General features: G+C 68.5%; 12 protein-coding genes. 5 read left to right on the top strand and 7 right to left on the bottom strand.

Translation table 11 applies throughout. The annotated features are described in order from the left end of the window. The first annotated feature begins 31 nt into the window (after positions 1 to 31). Positions 32 to 5,215: an endo-alpha-N-acetylgalactosaminidase family protein gene (locus MST3598_RS02595; RefSeq protein ID WP_029259543.1), complete on the top strand. Its 5,184-nt coding sequence runs from the start codon at positions 32 to 34 to the stop codon at positions 5,213 to 5,215. Positions 5,216 to 5,651: 436 nt separating this feature from the next. Here MST3598_RS02595 and MST3598_RS02600 read toward each other — a convergent pair whose 3' ends face one another. The 3 genes from MST3598_RS02600 to MST3598_RS02610 all read right to left on the bottom strand — a co-directional run bounded on the left by MST3598_RS02600 (position 5,652) and on the right by MST3598_RS02610 (position 8,950). Next, a complete protein-coding gene (locus tag MST3598_RS02600; RefSeq protein ID WP_029259542.1) occupies positions 5,652 to 6,572 on the bottom strand; it encodes a carbohydrate ABC transporter permease in 921 nt (306 codons plus the stop codon). Then, complete coding sequence (locus MST3598_RS02605) at positions 6,569 to 7,546, bottom strand: carbohydrate ABC transporter permease (RefSeq protein ID WP_029259541.1); 978 nt, start codon at positions 7,544 to 7,546, stop codon at positions 6,569 to 6,571. The genes MST3598_RS02600 and MST3598_RS02605 overlap by 4 nt, the downstream gene beginning before the upstream one ends. A gap of 90 nt (positions 7,547 to 7,636) precedes the next feature. Continuing rightward, positions 7,637 to 8,950 (bottom strand): ABC transporter substrate-binding protein, encoded by a 1,314-nt coding sequence (locus tag MST3598_RS02610; protein ID WP_036271649.1) that lies wholly within the window; start codon positions 8,948 to 8,950, stop codon positions 7,637 to 7,639. 235 nt (positions 8,951 to 9,185) lie between these two features. Here MST3598_RS02610 and MST3598_RS02615 point away from each other — a divergent pair, with 235 nt between their 5' ends. Beyond that, the gene (locus MST3598_RS02615; RefSeq protein WP_051671083.1) at positions 9,186 to 10,010 is read left to right on the top strand and encodes a sugar phosphate isomerase/epimerase family protein; all 825 of its coding nucleotides are present in this window, start codon (positions 9,186 to 9,188) and stop codon (positions 10,008 to 10,010) included. A 108-nt stretch (positions 10,011 to 10,118) separates the two neighbouring features. Here MST3598_RS02615 and MST3598_RS02620 read toward each other — a convergent pair whose 3' ends face one another. Both MST3598_RS02620 and MST3598_RS02625 read right to left on the bottom strand, forming a co-directional pair. Further along, a complete protein-coding gene (locus MST3598_RS02620; RefSeq protein ID WP_029259538.1) occupies positions 10,119 to 10,946 on the bottom strand; it encodes an MOSC domain-containing protein in 828 nt (275 codons plus the stop codon). Positions 10,947 to 11,074: 128 nt separating this feature from the next. Beyond that, positions 11,075 to 11,260 carry a DUF3073 domain-containing protein gene (locus tag MST3598_RS02625; protein ID WP_029259537.1) on the bottom strand — a complete coding sequence of 62 codons (186 nt, stop codon included), beginning with the start codon at positions 11,258 to 11,260 and terminating at the stop codon, positions 11,075 to 11,077. Between the two features lie 149 nt (positions 11,261 to 11,409). On the opposite strand from MST3598_RS02625, the gene MST3598_RS02630 reads away from it, so the two are divergent. Then, positions 11,410 to 11,955: a universal stress protein gene (locus MST3598_RS02630; protein WP_029259536.1), complete on the top strand. Its 546-nt coding sequence runs from the start codon at positions 11,410 to 11,412 to the stop codon at positions 11,953 to 11,955. 231 nt (positions 11,956 to 12,186) lie between these two features. Here MST3598_RS02630 and MST3598_RS02635 read toward each other — a convergent pair whose 3' ends face one another. Then, positions 12,187 to 12,813: a PadR family transcriptional regulator gene (locus MST3598_RS02635; protein ID WP_029259535.1), complete on the bottom strand. Its 627-nt coding sequence runs from the start codon at positions 12,811 to 12,813 to the stop codon at positions 12,187 to 12,189. Next, positions 12,810 to 13,649 carry a DUF4097 family beta strand repeat-containing protein gene (locus MST3598_RS02640; protein ID WP_029259534.1) on the bottom strand — a complete coding sequence of 280 codons (840 nt, stop codon included), beginning with the start codon at positions 13,647 to 13,649 and terminating at the stop codon, positions 12,810 to 12,812. The genes MST3598_RS02635 and MST3598_RS02640 overlap by 4 nt, the downstream gene beginning before the upstream one ends. 177 nt (positions 13,650 to 13,826) lie before the next feature. Between MST3598_RS02640 and MST3598_RS02645 the strand changes: the two genes are divergently transcribed. Further along, positions 13,827 to 14,624, top strand: a complete 798-nt coding sequence (locus MST3598_RS02645; protein ID WP_029259533.1) for a MerR family transcriptional regulator — start codon at positions 13,827 to 13,829, stop codon at positions 14,622 to 14,624. Between the two features lie 139 nt (positions 14,625 to 14,763). Then, a complete protein-coding gene (locus MST3598_RS02650; RefSeq protein WP_021201496.1) occupies positions 14,764 to 15,138 on the top strand; it encodes a hypothetical protein in 375 nt (124 codons plus the stop codon). The last annotated feature ends 5 nt before the right edge of the window (positions 15,139 to 15,143 follow it).

The raw sequence follows: 15,143 nt of genomic DNA on the forward strand, positions 1-15,143 counted from the left end.
CCCGGACGTCGCTCCGACCGAGAGGCAAGACGTGTCGAAACCTTCCCGACCGCCCCGCGCGGCCGTCGCCCTCAGCTCCCTGCTGGCGACGGCGCTCGCGTTCGGCGGCGTGCTCATCCAGGCGCCGGCTGCGCAGGCTGCCGATCTGATCCCCGTCCCCAAGACCGACTACCGCCTGCACGGGGTGTCGAGCGAATCGGACCCCTACCCGGCTCCGCCATCGGTCGACGGCACGGCGCTCGCCGCCTTCGATGGTGATTTCGGTACGCAGTGGGTCTCGCGCTACACGGAGAAGGCGCCGTTCCCGCACTGGCTGTCCATCGACCTCCAGCGCTCCGTCTCCGTCAAGGCGCTCGACTACTCGGGCAAGCTCGGACAGCGGATCGACGCGAAGAATGTCGAGGTCTACGTGACCGACGACGCCCAGGCTGCCACCCTCTCGCCGGCGGACGGCGGGTGGGGGGCCGCGGTCGCGACGGCGACCCTGCACGCGCCGACGTCGAACAGTGAGAAGCAGCGCATCTCGCTCGACACCGCGGTCGAGGGTCGGTACGTCGCGCTGCTGATCATCGATGCGCAGGACATGACCGGCAATGGTGCCGGTGGGGGTGAGATCGAGATCCTGTCGGACCAGGAGCTGCCTCCCATCGTCACCGAGCCGGAGGTCCCCGACACCGACGAGAAGGTCGAGATCGCCGACGGCGGCACGACTGCGGTCGTCTCGACCGAGTTCCCCCGCATCGCCGAGTACCGGGTGGGGGACGACAGCATCACCGGGCAGCGCACCTCCGCGAAGACCTGGTCCGTGAACGGGACGAGCTACCCGTCGGAGACCACCTCGACCTCCTCCGCGACCGGAGTCGACTACGTGTCGAAGCTCACCGGCATCGACGTCACGGTGCGCAGCAGCATCCGCGTCGCGAAGAACGGCACCGTCGGGTTCGAGGTCACCGCCGTCGAAGGCTCGGCCACCGTGACCTCGCTCGGGCTCCCGGACAACGCGTTCCTCTCCGCGAGCGCTGCGGACGGCGGGGCGGCGCTGGATCGCACGGTGATCAGTCCTGACAGCACCAAGAACGCCGACGAGCACATCGCGGTGAACGCATCCACGGCGACCGGCCAGAAAGGGGCGGCATTCGCGTTCCTCGGCAACGGAGCGCTGGTCGGCAGCGTGATCACCAATGCGACGACCCAGGCCTCCGGGGGGACCGCCTCCTGGAACACCCGCCTGACCACGCGCGTGACCGAGGCATCGGGGCGCACGGCCGAGATCGGATCCAGCGCCTGGCTGGTTCACCCCACCACCGCCGTCGACAGCCGCGTCACCACCTACGCCCTGCCCCAGGTCACCGTCCTCCTCGCCGCCGACCGCAACGGCGACGCGACCGTCGACTGGCAGGACGCGGCGATCCGCTATCGCGAGGTCGACACCCCGCGTCTCGGTGCCGACCGGGTCGCGGAGCGTGTCGTCAGCCGCATCCCCTTCAATTTCGCGTCCAGTGCGACGAACTACTTCGACCTCGTGCTCGACAACACCAAGCGCATCGCGAACCAGACCGACGGCCTCGGCCAGTGGGTGCTCAACAAGGGCTACGGCAGCGAGGGCCACGACTCGGCGAACACCGACTACGGCGGAAACTACAACGAGCGTGCCGGAGGTCTCGACGACCTGAACACCCTCGTCGACGAGGGCGCGAAGCTCAACGCCGACATGAGCGTGCACGTCAACGCCACGGAGATCTACCCCCAGGCCAACGCCTTCGACCCGGCGATCCTCGACGGCGGCGCCCCGTACAAGAAGGGGTGGGCATGGCTCGACCAGTCGTACTACATCAATCAGCAGGCAGACCTCGGCACGGGTCGTGTGCTCGATCGTTTCCAGCAGCTGCGTGACGAGGTACCGGGGCTCAGCGGTGTCTACATCGACGTCTACTACTCCAACGGCTGGGTCGCCGAAGAGCTCGCGGACGAGCTGAACGGCATGGACCTCGAAGTCGCGACCGAATGGGGCGACAAGTTCGTCGACAACACGGTCTGGTCGCACTGGCCGAACGACCTCGCCTACGGCGGCAAGGACAACAAGGGCATCAACTCCACCATGGTGCGCTTCATCCAGAACGGACAGGCCGACATCTGGAACGACGACGCCCTGTTGGGCCAGCAGCGGCTGATCGACGCCGAGGGATGGCAGGGCAACCGCAACTGGGACGGCTTCATGGGCAACATCTGGACGCAGAGCCTGCCGACGAAGTTCCTGCAGCACTTCGATCTGCTCACGTACGAGGCGGGTGCCGAGGCGACGCTGACGGATGACGTCGCCGTGCGCATGGACGGAAGCACCAGGGTCGTCACGATGGACGGGGCGACGGTGCTGCGAGGCGACTCGTACCTGCTGCCGTGGCAGTCGCTGGAGTCGAACGAGCAGGCCGGGTCGCCCGTCGACGCCGACAAGATGTACTTCTACTCCGCATCCGGCGGCGAGAAGACGTTCGGTCTCACCGACGCCTTCCGCGGCAACACGGCCTTCGACGTCTTCGAGCTCGGCGACCAGGGACGCGTCAAGGTCGGCACGGTCAACGCGACGGGCGGTGAGCTCACGCTCACGGGAGACAAGGGCACGGCCTATGTCGTGGTGCCGCAGGGCGGGGCGCAGCGCGCAGCCGTCGACTACCACGACGCCGGTCTCGATGACCCGGGTTTCAACTCCGGTTCGCTCGACGTCTGGAACCCGCGAGGCGAGGTGACGATCGAGCGCACGGATCAGGGAACGGCGAAGACCGAGTCCCGCGGCGACAACATCGCTGTGCTCGGCGCTGCCGCATCGTCCATCACCCAGACCGTCACCGGCCTGAAGCCGGGAGAGCGGTACTCGTTCTCGGCCCAGGTGCAGATCGAGCCGACGGCGACGAGAGACGTCACGGTGGCGGTCGACACGGGGAACGGGGTCGTTCCGGCCACCTGGAACCTCTCCCCGACGGAGAACCGCATGGTGTCGGACTCGAAGGCCGGGCTGGGATACCAGCGAGGATCGGTCTCCTTCCTGGCACCGGCGTCCGGTCAGGTGGATGTCTCCGTGTCCGCCGTGGCGGGTGAGCCGAAGGTGCGGGTCGACAACGCGCGCATCATGCGCGATACGACTTCGCCTCGTTCCGAGGGCACCGTCTACTCGAACGACTTCGAGGGCAACCAGGCCGGCTGGGGGCCGTTCGTCTTCGCAGGCGACCCCGGCGGCATCCGCACGAGCATCTCGCGCCGCAACGAGCCCTACACGACGAGCGAATGGCGGAACACCGCCATCCCGTTCGACTCGGGGGCACTGGCCGGGCTCGCGGTCGACTCCACCCTGTCGGGGGATCACTCGCTGATGTCGCACTCGGAGTACAGCGGTCTGATATATCGCACCGACCCGACGCTCGTGCCGTTGCAGGCAGGGCACTCCTACCGGATCGGCTTCGACTACCAGGCCGGGGCGAGCGGAGCATACCGCTGGCTCACCGGGACGGATTCCGTGGCGGGTGGCAAGGTCACGTCGACCACGCTCAGCCGCACGGGGATCACCCAGGCGCTGGAGACGGCACAGTTCTCGCAGGACGTCGTCGTCGGATGCGGCGACTACACCTGGGTGGGACTCGAGCGGGTGGGAGGGCCGGAAGTGGACTTCGTGCTCGACGACTTCACCGTCATCGACCTCGGTCCCACCACCGGCGGCACCCCGTGCGCGACCGTGTCGGGCGAAGCGGGCGTCCTGAGCCCCGGTGCGCAGACCGCGTTCACGACCACCTTCACGAACAGCGAGTCCATCGCCGTCGAGAACATCGGCGTGCAGCTCGAGCTGCCGGAGGGGTACGCGGTGGAGGTCGCCGACGGCTCATCGAACCTGTTCGAGACGGTCGCTCCCGGGGACAGTGTGGACACCACGTGGCTGATCACCGCGCCGGCAGCCGCAGCCGGTACGGGCATCGGAATCGGGATCGCGGCGACGTACCTCGCGGATTGCGACGTGCGCACCGTCCGCACGACGCAGGAGGTGTCGGTGTCCTCGCGGGCACGCATCCCCAACTCGCAGATCACGGTGTCGGCGAGCTCCGAGGAGACAGCCGGTGAAGACGGCGCCGCCGCCAACATGATCGACGGCAACGCCGGCACCTTCTGGCACAGCCGATGGAGCGTCGACGCGACCTCGTATCCGCACGTGATGACCTTCGATCTCGGTGCCGCCGAGAAGATCGACGGCATCTCGTACCTGCGTCGCAACGCGAACCAGAACGGGCCGATCAAGGGCTATGAGGTCGCGGTCTCCGCGGACGGGCAGGCGTACACGCCGGTCACGTCGGGGGAGTGGCAGAACCTCGCCGACTGGCAGGACGTGGACTTCGCCGAGACCACAGCCCGCTACATCCGGGTCACCGCGACCTCATCGATCTCGGGGACGCAGTTCGCCTCGGTGGCCGAGATGGCCGTCTACGGCTCCTCGGCTCCGCAGGCGGGCCATGCGCCCGCGACGCGTCCGGCCGACGACCTGAGCGCGTGCAACCCGGCGATCGATCCGAAGATCGGTCTCGACACCGACTCGGTGCGCGCCGGGGAGACGGTGGGCGTCGCGCTCACGGGCTTCGGTCCGCGCTCGACGGTGTCGGTGTGGCTCGACGGCGCGAAGCTGACGGATGCGACGGTCGATGAGAAGGGCGCGCTGTCGACGAGACTGCTGATCCCCACCGACGCCTCGCTCGGGAAGCACCGGGTGATCGTCCAGGACGCGTCCGGTGCGGAACTCGCCAGCGCTCCGTTGAAGGTCAAGAAGGCGAAGCCGGGGAAGAAGGCGACCGTCACGGCCTCCATCGGCTCGGTGGTGGCGGGAGGGAGTCTGACCGTGCAGCTGAGCGGGTTCGAGCCGGACGCGGTGGTGCAGCTGTGGCTGCATTCCGAGCCGGTGCGGATCGGCGAGGTGACGGTGTCCGCCGACGGCGACGCCGTGGCCACGGTCTCGATTCCCGCGGCGACGCCGGCTGGAGCCCACGCTCTCGTCGCGACCGACGCCCAGGGCGTGGAGCTGGCGCGCGGGGACCTCACGGTCACGGCCGGTGCTGCCGCTAGCGCCGGTGGCCTCGCGACGACCGGTGCAGACGGAGCCATCTGGGCAGGGGCGGCGGTCGCCGGTCTGGCCGCGATCACGCTCGGCCTCGTCCTCTGGCTGCGGAGACGCCGACTGAGCTGACGCACCGCCCGAACGGCCCGGAGTGCTCCTCCGGGCCGTTCGCCGTCTCTACCGCGCCCCGCCCCGCGTCCGCCCGCCCCGCCCCGCGTCCGCCCGCCCCGCGTCCGCCCGCCTCGCGTCCGCCCGCCTCGCGTCCACCCGCCCTCGCCCCGCGTCCACCCGCCTCGCCCCGCCGAGTCCACGGCTCGTTGTCGAGTGCACGGCTTGTACGCGTGGAGATTCCGTGCGCTCGCCAGCTTCCCGTGCGCTCGCTGAGCCTCCGACCCGGCTTGCCCTCCGACGCCGCACACCCCGCAGCCCCCGCACACCCCGCAGCCCCCGCACACCCCGCAACCCCCGCACACCCCGCAGCCACGCAGCACCGCACATCCACCGCGCGCAGACGTCCGCCCTCGGCCGATGGGCCGAGGGCGGACGTGAGGGATGAGACGGGGGATCAGCCCTTGACCGCGCCGGCGGCGAGACCGGAACGCCAGTACTTCTGCAGGGCGAAGAACAGCAGCACGAGCGGGATGACGCCGAGCAGGGCGCCGAGCATGACCGCACCCTTGTCCGGGGCGAAGTAGCTCACCATGCCGTAGAGACCGAGGGTCACCGGCTTCAGATCCTGACTCGAGATCATCATGAGGGGAAGCAGGAAGTTGTTCCACGTCGCGACGAAGATGAACAGGAAGATCGTCACCATCGCCGGCCCCAGCAGGCGCATCACGATCGTGAAGAAGATGCGGGCCTCGCCGGCGCCGTCGATGCGAGCCGCTTCGAGCAGTTCGGTCGGCACCGACGACTGGGCGTAGACCATGCCGAGGAAGACACCGAACGGAGACACCGCCGAGGGGATGATGATCGCCCAGACGGTGTTGGTCAGTCCGAGCGCCTGGAACTCGATGTACAGCGGCACCGTCAGCAGCGCCACCGGGAGCAGGAGCCCGGCCATGATCACGCCCACGGCGATGCGCTTGCCGGGGAACGCGAACTTCGCGATCGCGTAACCGGCCATCACGGCGAACAGGGTGCCGATGACGCCCGCACTCACCGAGTAGAGCATCGAGTTGCCGACCCAGCGCCAGAACAGACCCTGGGTCCAGTTCATCAGGCTGTCGTAGTTGGTGCCGAGGTTCCAGTCGGCGAACCAGAAGCCGAAGGTCGAGGTGAGGTCGGTGTTGTTCTTCGTGGAGGCGACGATGAGCCAGTACACCGGCACCAGGAAGTACAGCGTCGCGATCACGAGCGCGATGATGCCGAACGCGCGCGCGACCGGGGTCGGGGCGATCGAGGGCGGCGGAGCATCCACGTCGCGCGGGCGACGGGGGCGTCGGCGCGTGGATGGCTCGGTGGTGATGAGGCGCGTGGTGGTCATGCGTCGCCCTTCCGGCGCTGCAGCAGCGCGTACACGATCGCGAGCACGCCCGCGATCAGAGCCATGAGCAGGGAGTATGCGGATGCCGGGCCGCTGCCGGACGGTGAGATCTCGCCCATCATCGTGTTGTAGGTGAGCATCATCGGGGTGAAGTCCTTGCCCATCCACGAGTTCGCGGCCTGCAGCACCACCGGCTCGTTGAACAGTTGGATGGTGCCGATGATCGACAGGAGCACGGCGAGCAATGCGGCCCCGCGCACCAGCGGTACCTTGATGCGCATCGAGATCTGGAATCCGGATGCGCCGTCGAGGCGTGCCGCCTCATAGAGGTCGCGCGGAACAGCCTGCAGCGCCGACAGGAAGATCAGCATGTTGTAGCCCGTGTAGGTCCACGTCGTCATGTTCGCCATCGAGAACAGGATCGTGCCCGGTGCCATGAAGTCGGTGCCTTCGGGGAGGAAGGGCAGGAAGGGCGACACCTCGGGCGTGTAGAGGTAGAGCCACATCATCGCCGCGATGATGCCGGGAACCGCGTACGGGAGGAAGAACGAGAGCCGGAAGAGCGTGGGACGGCGCACGATGAACGAGTCCAGCAGCAGGGCGAGGCCGAGCGCGACGAAGATCATCACGGGGATCTGCAGTGCGGCATAGAGGACGACGCGACCCATGCCCGTCCAGAACGCGCCGTTGGTCGCGGCGGTGACGAAGTTCTCGAGACCGACGAACGTGTCGACGAGTTCGCCGCCGCCGTAGAGTCCGTCTCCTGACGGCACCTGCGCGAAGAACGACGAGCGGATCGACACGATGATCGGCACCAGGAAGACCAGCACGAACAGCACCGCGAACGGTGCCATGAACAGCCATCCGGTGAGACCTTCGCGTCGGGTCCCGAACCGGCGCCGGCGGGTGGGATCCGCGGGGATGCGCGATGTCGGCGCCGGTGCCGCACCTCGCGTTTCGGTCACTGTGACCATGGTGTCGCCTCTCGAGGTCAAGACGACGGCGGAGTGCACGATTGCGCGTGCACTCCGCCGTCGATCATCCGATGATGCCTTCTCGTCGACTCACTCTGCGACCGGGAGGCCGAGGTCCTTCAGGGAGGAGACGGCGGTGTCCTGCGCGGTGGTGAAGATGTCGGCCACCGATGCCGTGCCGGCGACGGCCGCAGCGGCGGTCTCGTTCATCTTCGACAGCGTCGAGAAGCCCGGTGCGTAGGGGAAGTCGGGGTTCAGATTCTCGGTGGCCGTGCTCAATTCGGCGAGCACATCCTGACCGCCGAACTGGCGGAGCATCTTCTCGGGGGTCTCCACGTCGCCCTTGGCGGCGACGACGAGGCCCTGCGATGCGAGGTCGTCGACCTGCGTGTTGAACCAGTCGTTGAACTCCATCGCTTCGGCGGGGTATTCGCAGCCCTTCATCACCGAGACGCCGGAACCGCCGTCAGGGCCGCTCATGGCACCCGCGCCGAAGTCGGGAAGCTGGGCGACGCGCCACTGCCCTTCGGCCGGTGTGCCGTCGAGCGAATCGAGGAGGAACCCGGCCTCCCACGCGGCTCCGACGTGGCCGATGAGGCTGCCGTCGTTGAGCGCGGCGGTGAAGCCCTCGCCCCAGCGCTCGGTCGCCAACGTCTGCTTGCCGTCGAGCAGGCCCTGCCAGAACGCGGCGACCCGCTCGGAGCCTGCGCCCTCGGCGTCGACCTTCCACTCGTCACCGGCGGTGCTGAACCAGGTGTCGCCGGCCGCGGCCGACTGGGCGGAGAGCCAGTTCTGAGCCTCATCCGGTGTGAACGCGGTGATGTACTTGCCCGCGGCGGCCGCTGCGGCGGAGTCGGCCGTGAGGTCGTCGAGCGTCTTCGGCGCGTCGAGGCCCAGCGCCGTGAACTCGGCCTCGTTGTAGAAGTAGACGAGGGGCCCGGTGTCCTGCGGGAGGCCCACGATGGCGTCGCCGACCTTCATGCCGCTGAACGCACCGGCCGAGAAGTCGTCCTCGTACTTCTTCGCCTCGTCCGCGACGTCCTGCAGCAGTCCCTTGACGAACAGCTGCGGGACCTCCGAGTAGCCCGTCTGCGCGAGGCAGGGTCCGTTGCCGGCCTTCACGTCGGTCTCGAGCTTGAGGATCAAGTCGCTCGACTTGCCGTCGAACTTCGTCGCCTTCACCTGGATGTCGGGGTGTTCGGCGTTCCAGCGGTCGACGATCTCGGAAGCGGGGGTCATGCCCTCGCCGTCGGGCAGGCGGTGCAGGTACTCGATCGTGATGGGCTCGTCGCTGGCGCCACTGTCACCGGAGTCGCCGGATGAGCAGGCTGCGAGGCCGAAGGCCGACACCGCGCCGACCGCGACGATCGCGGCGGTGCGGGTGAAGCGAGGGGTGATTGCCATGCTGTTCTCCTCTTTGAGGTCATGTTCCTGCGGATCGCCCTGGGCGGGGGTGACGCCGAGGCGCCGTCGATCACAAGCACATCCAACCACAGAATGTTTGCGCTCACAACCGACAAAAGAAGTCGGTGACGCTTATACTCGGCCTCATCGAGGGAGCGCTGACATGCTCTGACACGCACACGCCGACCGTCGGTTTCGCGGCGATGCCCCGATCCACCGGAGAGGACATCTGCCGATGACACGAAGCCCGCTCGTCCTGATGAACGATTGGGTCTCCGCGATGCCTCCGCGAGCGTTGGTCGAGACCGCGCTCCGCGAAGGCTACGACGGGGTGGAGCTCTGGCTTCCCTCGGAGTCGAGCGCCCGGCGCGAGCTCGTCGCGGCGATAGACGAGACCGGTGCGCCGGTCTCGTTGCTCGTCGGAAGCGTCGAATCCGATCCTGAGGCGCACCGCCGCGCGCTCGCGCTCCAATTGGATGCCATCGGTGCCGAGGGCATCGCCCCGCTGCACATCACCCTGCACGCCGGTCGGGACCACTGGAGGGAGCGGGACCTGGACGCGCTCGCCGGCTGGATCGTCGCCGAGCGCGAGCGGACGGGCATGGACATCCTGGTCGAGACGCATCGTGCGCGGATGCTCCCCTCCGCGCACTCCTCGGCGCGATTGCTCGAGAGGCATCCGGGCCTCCGGCTGACGCTCGACGTCTCCCACTGGATGGTCTCCGCCGAGTCGCTGTTGCAGGATCAGCCCGAGGCCATGGCGCTGGCTGTCAACCGCGCCGACCATATCCACGCACGATTCGGACACGCGCAATCCCCCCAGATCGATGACCCGCGATCTCCGCGATGGGCGTCCGCTGTCGAGGTGCAGTGGGGATGGTGGGACCTCGTCGTCGACCGTCTGCGCTCCGAGGGCCGTCGCCCGACTTTCCTGGCGGAATTCGGACCGTCGGACTACGCGACGCCGGACCCGCGGACGGGGCTGCCGCTCGGTGATCCCGCCGCACTCAATCGCTGGATCACCGGGCAGATTCGTGGCCGCTACGCCTCCGACGAGTGATCGCGAACTCCGGGCCGATGCGGAGCGGTCTCTGAAGCGATGCATGTTTGCGCTCACAAGCCCCATGTGAGGACATCCACGGTCGATCCAGTGCGCGCGGGGAGACGATCATGCACGGTGGGTGTGGATCTCATCACCGACGCGGATCACGCCACCACCCGGGGGTCGGCCGTCGTCCGACGGTGCCCAGCCGGGCAGGAGCAGGCGTCCGAGGGTCGGCTCCTGCTGGGCGAAGGCGCTCGTGAGGGTGGTGAGCACCTTGGCATCCCGCACGCCCGTGTCCGGGTTCGCGTGGGTCGCGAGGCAGCGCACGATGGGGCCGGCGGCCTGGAAGGCGACGTCGCCGACGCGCACCTGGCCGGTCCACTCGAGCTCGCTCCAGGGAGAGGCGTCGTCGATCACCACGTTGGAGCGGAAGCGTCGGTCGTCGACGTTCGTCCCGAGGGCTTCCCCCAATGCGCGAACGCTGGCTCGGCCGTGAATCGAGACGTAGCCCCGCGGGCGGTCCTGGAAGCGCGACGTCTCCCCGTCACCGACGAGCGCGAGCGGGAGTCGGCCGGGGCGTCGCAGCCGACGGCCCTCGGGGGTCGCGAGGACGAAGTCGGTGACGGCATCGGTCAGCTCGCGCCGTCCGCCGTCGTCGAGGGTCGCCTCGACGAGCACCGAGCCGGCGTGTTCGATGCGGATGCGTCGGGTCTCGTCGTCATAGCTCGTGCGCAGGGCGGCGAGCGCGGGAAAGTCCTGGAGGGCGAGCCCCTTGGCCTTGGGCCAGTAGTCGAAGCCGTCGCGGTCCTCCGGCTCGGCGGCATCCGCGAACCGGAAGGCGAGCACGCGATCGCCGGTGATCCGGCCGTCGGGCTGCACGGTCAGGGAGTCCCGACGCTCGGGGGTGAGTCCCTTGATCGGGTGACGGTAGAGGGCGACGACGTGTGCCATGAGGAGATCCTCTCAGCTGGCGACGTCGGGGCATGACAGACGGTGCTCTGTCGCTGAGCACATCAGCTCAGCGCCAGAGCACGACGAAACACCCGCACGGGGTGCGGGTGCGACGAACAGAGGGGCGGTCAGGCCTTCTCTAGTTCGTCCTCGTCTTCGTCGGCATAGTCATCGGCCCACTTGTCGACATACGCGTCTTCGTCGGTCGGATGACCCAACTCGCGCTCGAGAGCGGAGTAGTTCACCGACGGACTGTACGCCTTGAGTTCGCGGGCGATCTTGGTGTGTTTCGCCTTCTGACGGCCACGGCCCATGCGCGAGACCCCCTCACGAGTTAAGCTGCGGGCTGTTCAGGCCCGATGCATTTCACGACACCGGCTGAACGCCGGTAAGAGTAGCATTCAGAATAGCACGCGGGTACGACCCTCTGGCTGATGCCAGGCCGGTGAAGGGAACGATCATCATGACCGACAACACCTCCACTCCGTCCGACGAGGCCGCACAGAATGCGGCACTGCAGAAAGCCGTCATCGTCGGCATGCAGCTGGACCAGGACCGACACGTGATCGATGAGGCCGTCCGCTACGCGCGACTGCTGAGCGCACCGCTCGTGGTCGCGCACGTCGACGTCACGCGCTTCGTGACGTACGAGGACCCGGACGGCTACGTCCACTCGGCTCCGATCGACATCAACTTCGACGCCGGAGCCGCGGAGTTCGAGGCGGTCGAGGCCGCTGCGGCCACGCTGCTCGCGGGCACTGACGTCACCTGGACGGCGCGGCAGCTGGTCGGCGATCCGGCTCTGGCGATCAAGCAGCTCGCCAACAAGCTCGACGCACAGCTGATCGTCGTCGGTACACGCAAGCGTGGCATCGGCGAGTCGATCAGGGAGTTCTTCACCGGATCGGTGGCCGCGCGCCTCGCGCACCGGCAGCATCGTTCGATCCTGGTCGTGCCGCTCGGAGAGTCGGTGCCGGACGAGCAGAAGGAGATCTGGCCCGAGAAGTAGCGGCCGTTCCCCGGACGCAGAAGAGGCCCCGTCGGCGATTGCCGGTGGGGCCTCTTCTCGTGCGGCGTCACCGCATGTGGATGACGATGCCGTGACGTCGCGCGGAGGGTGACGTCTGCACGACGGGTGGGGTGCGGAGCTGCGGTGGTCGCGCGTGCCCCGGCAGAAGAGGTTCCACCCGCGGGCGAGCGTCGTCCTGCCGCGGACGTGCCGCACCCGGCTCCGAACCGATCACGGGCGTGGCGTGCTCAGGGCGACCGTGACACCGCGTGCGGCGGTGTCGAGCGCCGCTTCGAGCTCGGTGACGACCGAGGGCGAGAGGGTGCCGCCCTTCGCGATGTGGGTGCGCAGATCGGTGCGCACCCGTGCGCGGAAGGCGTTGATCACGGCATCGGCGCGGTGCATCTCCTCGCGGCTGACGAGCCGGGAGTCGTCGGTCGCCGTGCGGGGACGGTTCTTCGCCGCCGTGCGCTCGCCCTTCTCGGCCGCTGCCAGATCGGCGCGAAGGCTCTTCATCGCGTCCTGGACGCTCTGCCGCACCTCGCTCGCGATCAGTCGCACCGAGTCGGTGAGGCCGGCTTCGATGCCGGCGAGGTCGCCCTCGCGCGACGCGAGCTCCGCCCGCCCAGCCTCGGTGATGGAGTAGATGGTGGTGCGGCCGTCGACGGTCTTGGTGACCAGCCCCTCTTCCTCGAGCTTCGCGAGCCGGGGATAGATGGTCCCGGCGCTCGGCGTGTAGGTGCCGCCGGTGCGATCGGTGAGCGACTGGATGATGCCGTAGCCGTGCTGCGGCGCCTCGGCGAGCAGCGACAGCAGGTACAGGCGCAGATCGCCGTGGGAGAAGACCGCGGGGCTCATGCTTCCCACTCCGGGTCGTCGGCGATCGATGCCGGGGTGCGGCGGAGGACCGTCACGCCCCCGGAGACGGAGTTCGCGCGCAGGTCGACGAAGCGTCCGGCGAGCTCCCCGGTCGTGCCCGTGTAGTTGCTGGGGCCCGAGGTGCTGCGCTCGACCCCGTCGATCAGCAGGCGTCCGCTCAGCGACCGGATGACGTAGTTCGCGGCGAGCGACTCGTCCAGGCGCACGGTGGTGCCGCCAGAGACCGAGTTGACGTTGATGGTGTTCACGTCGCCCGCGGCGTCGACCAGCGTGGAGCCCGAGACGATGTCGACGGTCGCCCGGCGCACGGCACCGGTGACGGCCACATCGCCCGAGACGCTGTTCGCGCTGATCGAGCCGGTGAGGCCGCGCACCTGCACGTCGCCCGACACGGAGTTGACCGTGAGGTCGCCGATCAGGGTGTCGACGATGATGTCGCCCGACACGGTGTTGAGGCGGGCGTCGTTGCGGAGTCCGGAGACCAGAGCCCCGGCGCTGACGACACCGAGGTTCAGGGCGATCGCGCGGGGGACCGCGACGCTCACCTCGGCGCGGGGACCGCCGGAGCCGAAGTTGCGGAACACCTCGAGGAAGTTGTCCCAGCCCAGCTGCGGGTGGTCGATCTCGACCTCGCCGTCGTGGGATTCGATGCGCAGGTCCTTGGTGGTGACACCGTGCACCTCGATGCGGATGCCCGGTTCGTCATGGGCGATGATGTCGACCTGTCCACCGACGAGGCCCACCTTGAGGCGGGTGACGGATTCGATGTCGATGACGCGTTCCTCGCCGGGGGCGATGAGCCACTTCTCGGTCATGTCTGCTTCTCCTGGGTTGAGGGTCACGATATATCGTGTGTTGCCACGATAACACGATATATCTCGATCCTGTCAAGAAGGGAGCGCGAATATTCGCTGAAAGATGTTGACCTTGACGCATCGTCAACTTCTAGAGTTCAAGACATCACCGCACGACCACGAACGAGAGGAGGCGGTATGGAGACGGATGACTGGTCGATCCAGGAGATCGCCCGCCTCGCCGGAACCACGAGCCGCACACTGCGGCACTACGACGACATCGGCCTGCTGCCGCCCTCGCGCGTCGCGCACAACGGCTACCGGCACTACGACGGCCCGGCGCTGGTGCGTCTGCAGCGCATCCTGCTGCTGCGGGAATTGGGGCTCGGTCTCCCGCAGATCGCGGACGTGCTGGGATCCGCATCGGACAGCGATGCCGCAGCGAGCGAGGCATCGGCCCTGGAAACCCATCTCGCGCTGCTGCGCGACGAGCAGACCCGGCTGGCGCGTCAGATCGCGTCGGTCGAATCCACCATCACGGCATTGAGAGGAGGTGAGAACCTCATGGCAGAGAACATGTTCGACGGCTTCGACCACACGCAGCACAAGGATGAAGTCGAGGAACGCTGGGGGAAGAAGGCCTACGCCGACAGCGACAGCTGGTGGCGCGGGATGACGGACGCCGCGCGCGCCGACTGGCAGCAGCGCGTGTCCGACCTCGGGCGCGACTGGATCGCCGCCGCGGAGAGCGGCATCGATCCGGCTTCACCCGCGGCCCAGGAGGTCGCGCGTCGCCACGTCGAGTGGCTCACGGGCATCCCGGGCACACCCGCCGCCGTCCCCGGCGGAGACGTCAAGGCATACGTGATCGGGCTCGGCGAGATGTACGTCGCGGATCCGCGCTTCGGCGCGAACTACGCGACATCGTCCGGCGGCACGCACGGTGCGGAGTTCGTTCGCGACGCGCTCCGCGTCTACGCGGAGGGCAACCTCTAGGCCGCGTACCGAGCCGACCCCCTCCTGAGCGATGTCCGCGCAGGAGGGGGTCGTTCGCGTCCGGCACACGGCCTAGCCGACCGGCGCACTCGCGTGCAAGGGGGAGCCTGAGGCCCAGGCGCGGGCGTAGGGTCATGCCATGGTCCACCGCCGTGAGCGCGCGAACAACGCGCCGCTGTTCGCCGCTGCGGCCACGGCCTACGCCGTGAACTGCGCACTCGGCGCATCCGTCGCCGCGCGCCTGGTCGACACCAGCCGCTTCCGCTGGCTGCACCACGCGCTCTACATCGCGACATGCGCGACCTCGGCTGTCGCCGTCGTGGCGGGCTGGTCGCGGGGGCCGCGCACGGGTGGCCGTCGCGCTGCGGTCGGGCTGCTCCCCGCCGCCGTGCCGCTCGCGGCCATCCCGTACCTCGGCACGCACAGCCGGCGGCATCCGCTGGTCGCGCTCGCCGCCGCCCCCTTCATCGTCGCAGGGCTGGTGCTCTCGCGATCCGCCGCCGACCGGAAGTGAAACGC

The organism is Microbacterium sp. TPU 3598, from assembly GCF_002356155.1.
Taxonomy (GTDB): Bacteria; Actinomycetota; Actinomycetes; order Actinomycetales; family Microbacteriaceae; genus Microbacterium; species Microbacterium maritypicum_A.

Bases quoted from the DNA above. Each gene is read 5' to 3' on its own strand.
- MST3598_RS02620 (WP_029259538.1), bottom strand. From the start codon at position 10,946: ATGGCACACGTCGTCGCCCTCTACCGTCACCCGATCAAGGGACTCACC.
- MST3598_RS02630 (WP_029259536.1), top strand. From the start codon at position 11,410: ATGACCGACAACACCTCCACTCCGTCCGACGAGGCCGCACAGAATGCG.
- MST3598_RS02650 (WP_021201496.1), top strand. From the start codon at position 14,764: ATGGTCCACCGCCGTGAGCGCGCGAACAACGCGCCGCTGTTCGCCGCT.
- MST3598_RS02605 (WP_029259541.1), bottom strand. From the start codon at position 7,546: ATGGTCACAGTGACCGAAACGCGAGGTGCGGCACCGGCGCCGACATCG.
- MST3598_RS02635 (WP_029259535.1), bottom strand. From the start codon at position 12,813: ATGAGCCCCGCGGTCTTCTCCCACGGCGATCTGCGCCTGTACCTGCTG.
- MST3598_RS02610 (WP_036271649.1), bottom strand. From the start codon at position 8,950: ATGGCAATCACCCCTCGCTTCACCCGCACCGCCGCGATCGTCGCGGTC.
- MST3598_RS02625 (WP_029259537.1), bottom strand. From the start codon at position 11,260: ATGGGCCGTGGCCGTCAGAAGGCGAAACACACCAAGATCGCCCGCGAA.
- MST3598_RS02640 (WP_029259534.1), bottom strand. From the start codon at position 13,649: ATGACCGAGAAGTGGCTCATCGCCCCCGGCGAGGAACGCGTCATCGAC.
- MST3598_RS02600 (WP_029259542.1), bottom strand. From the start codon at position 6,572: ATGACCACCACGCGCCTCATCACCACCGAGCCATCCACGCGCCGACGC.
- MST3598_RS02615 (WP_051671083.1), top strand. From the start codon at position 9,186: ATGACACGAAGCCCGCTCGTCCTGATGAACGATTGGGTCTCCGCGATG.
- MST3598_RS02645 (WP_029259533.1), top strand. From the start codon at position 13,827: ATGGAGACGGATGACTGGTCGATCCAGGAGATCGCCCGCCTCGCCGGA.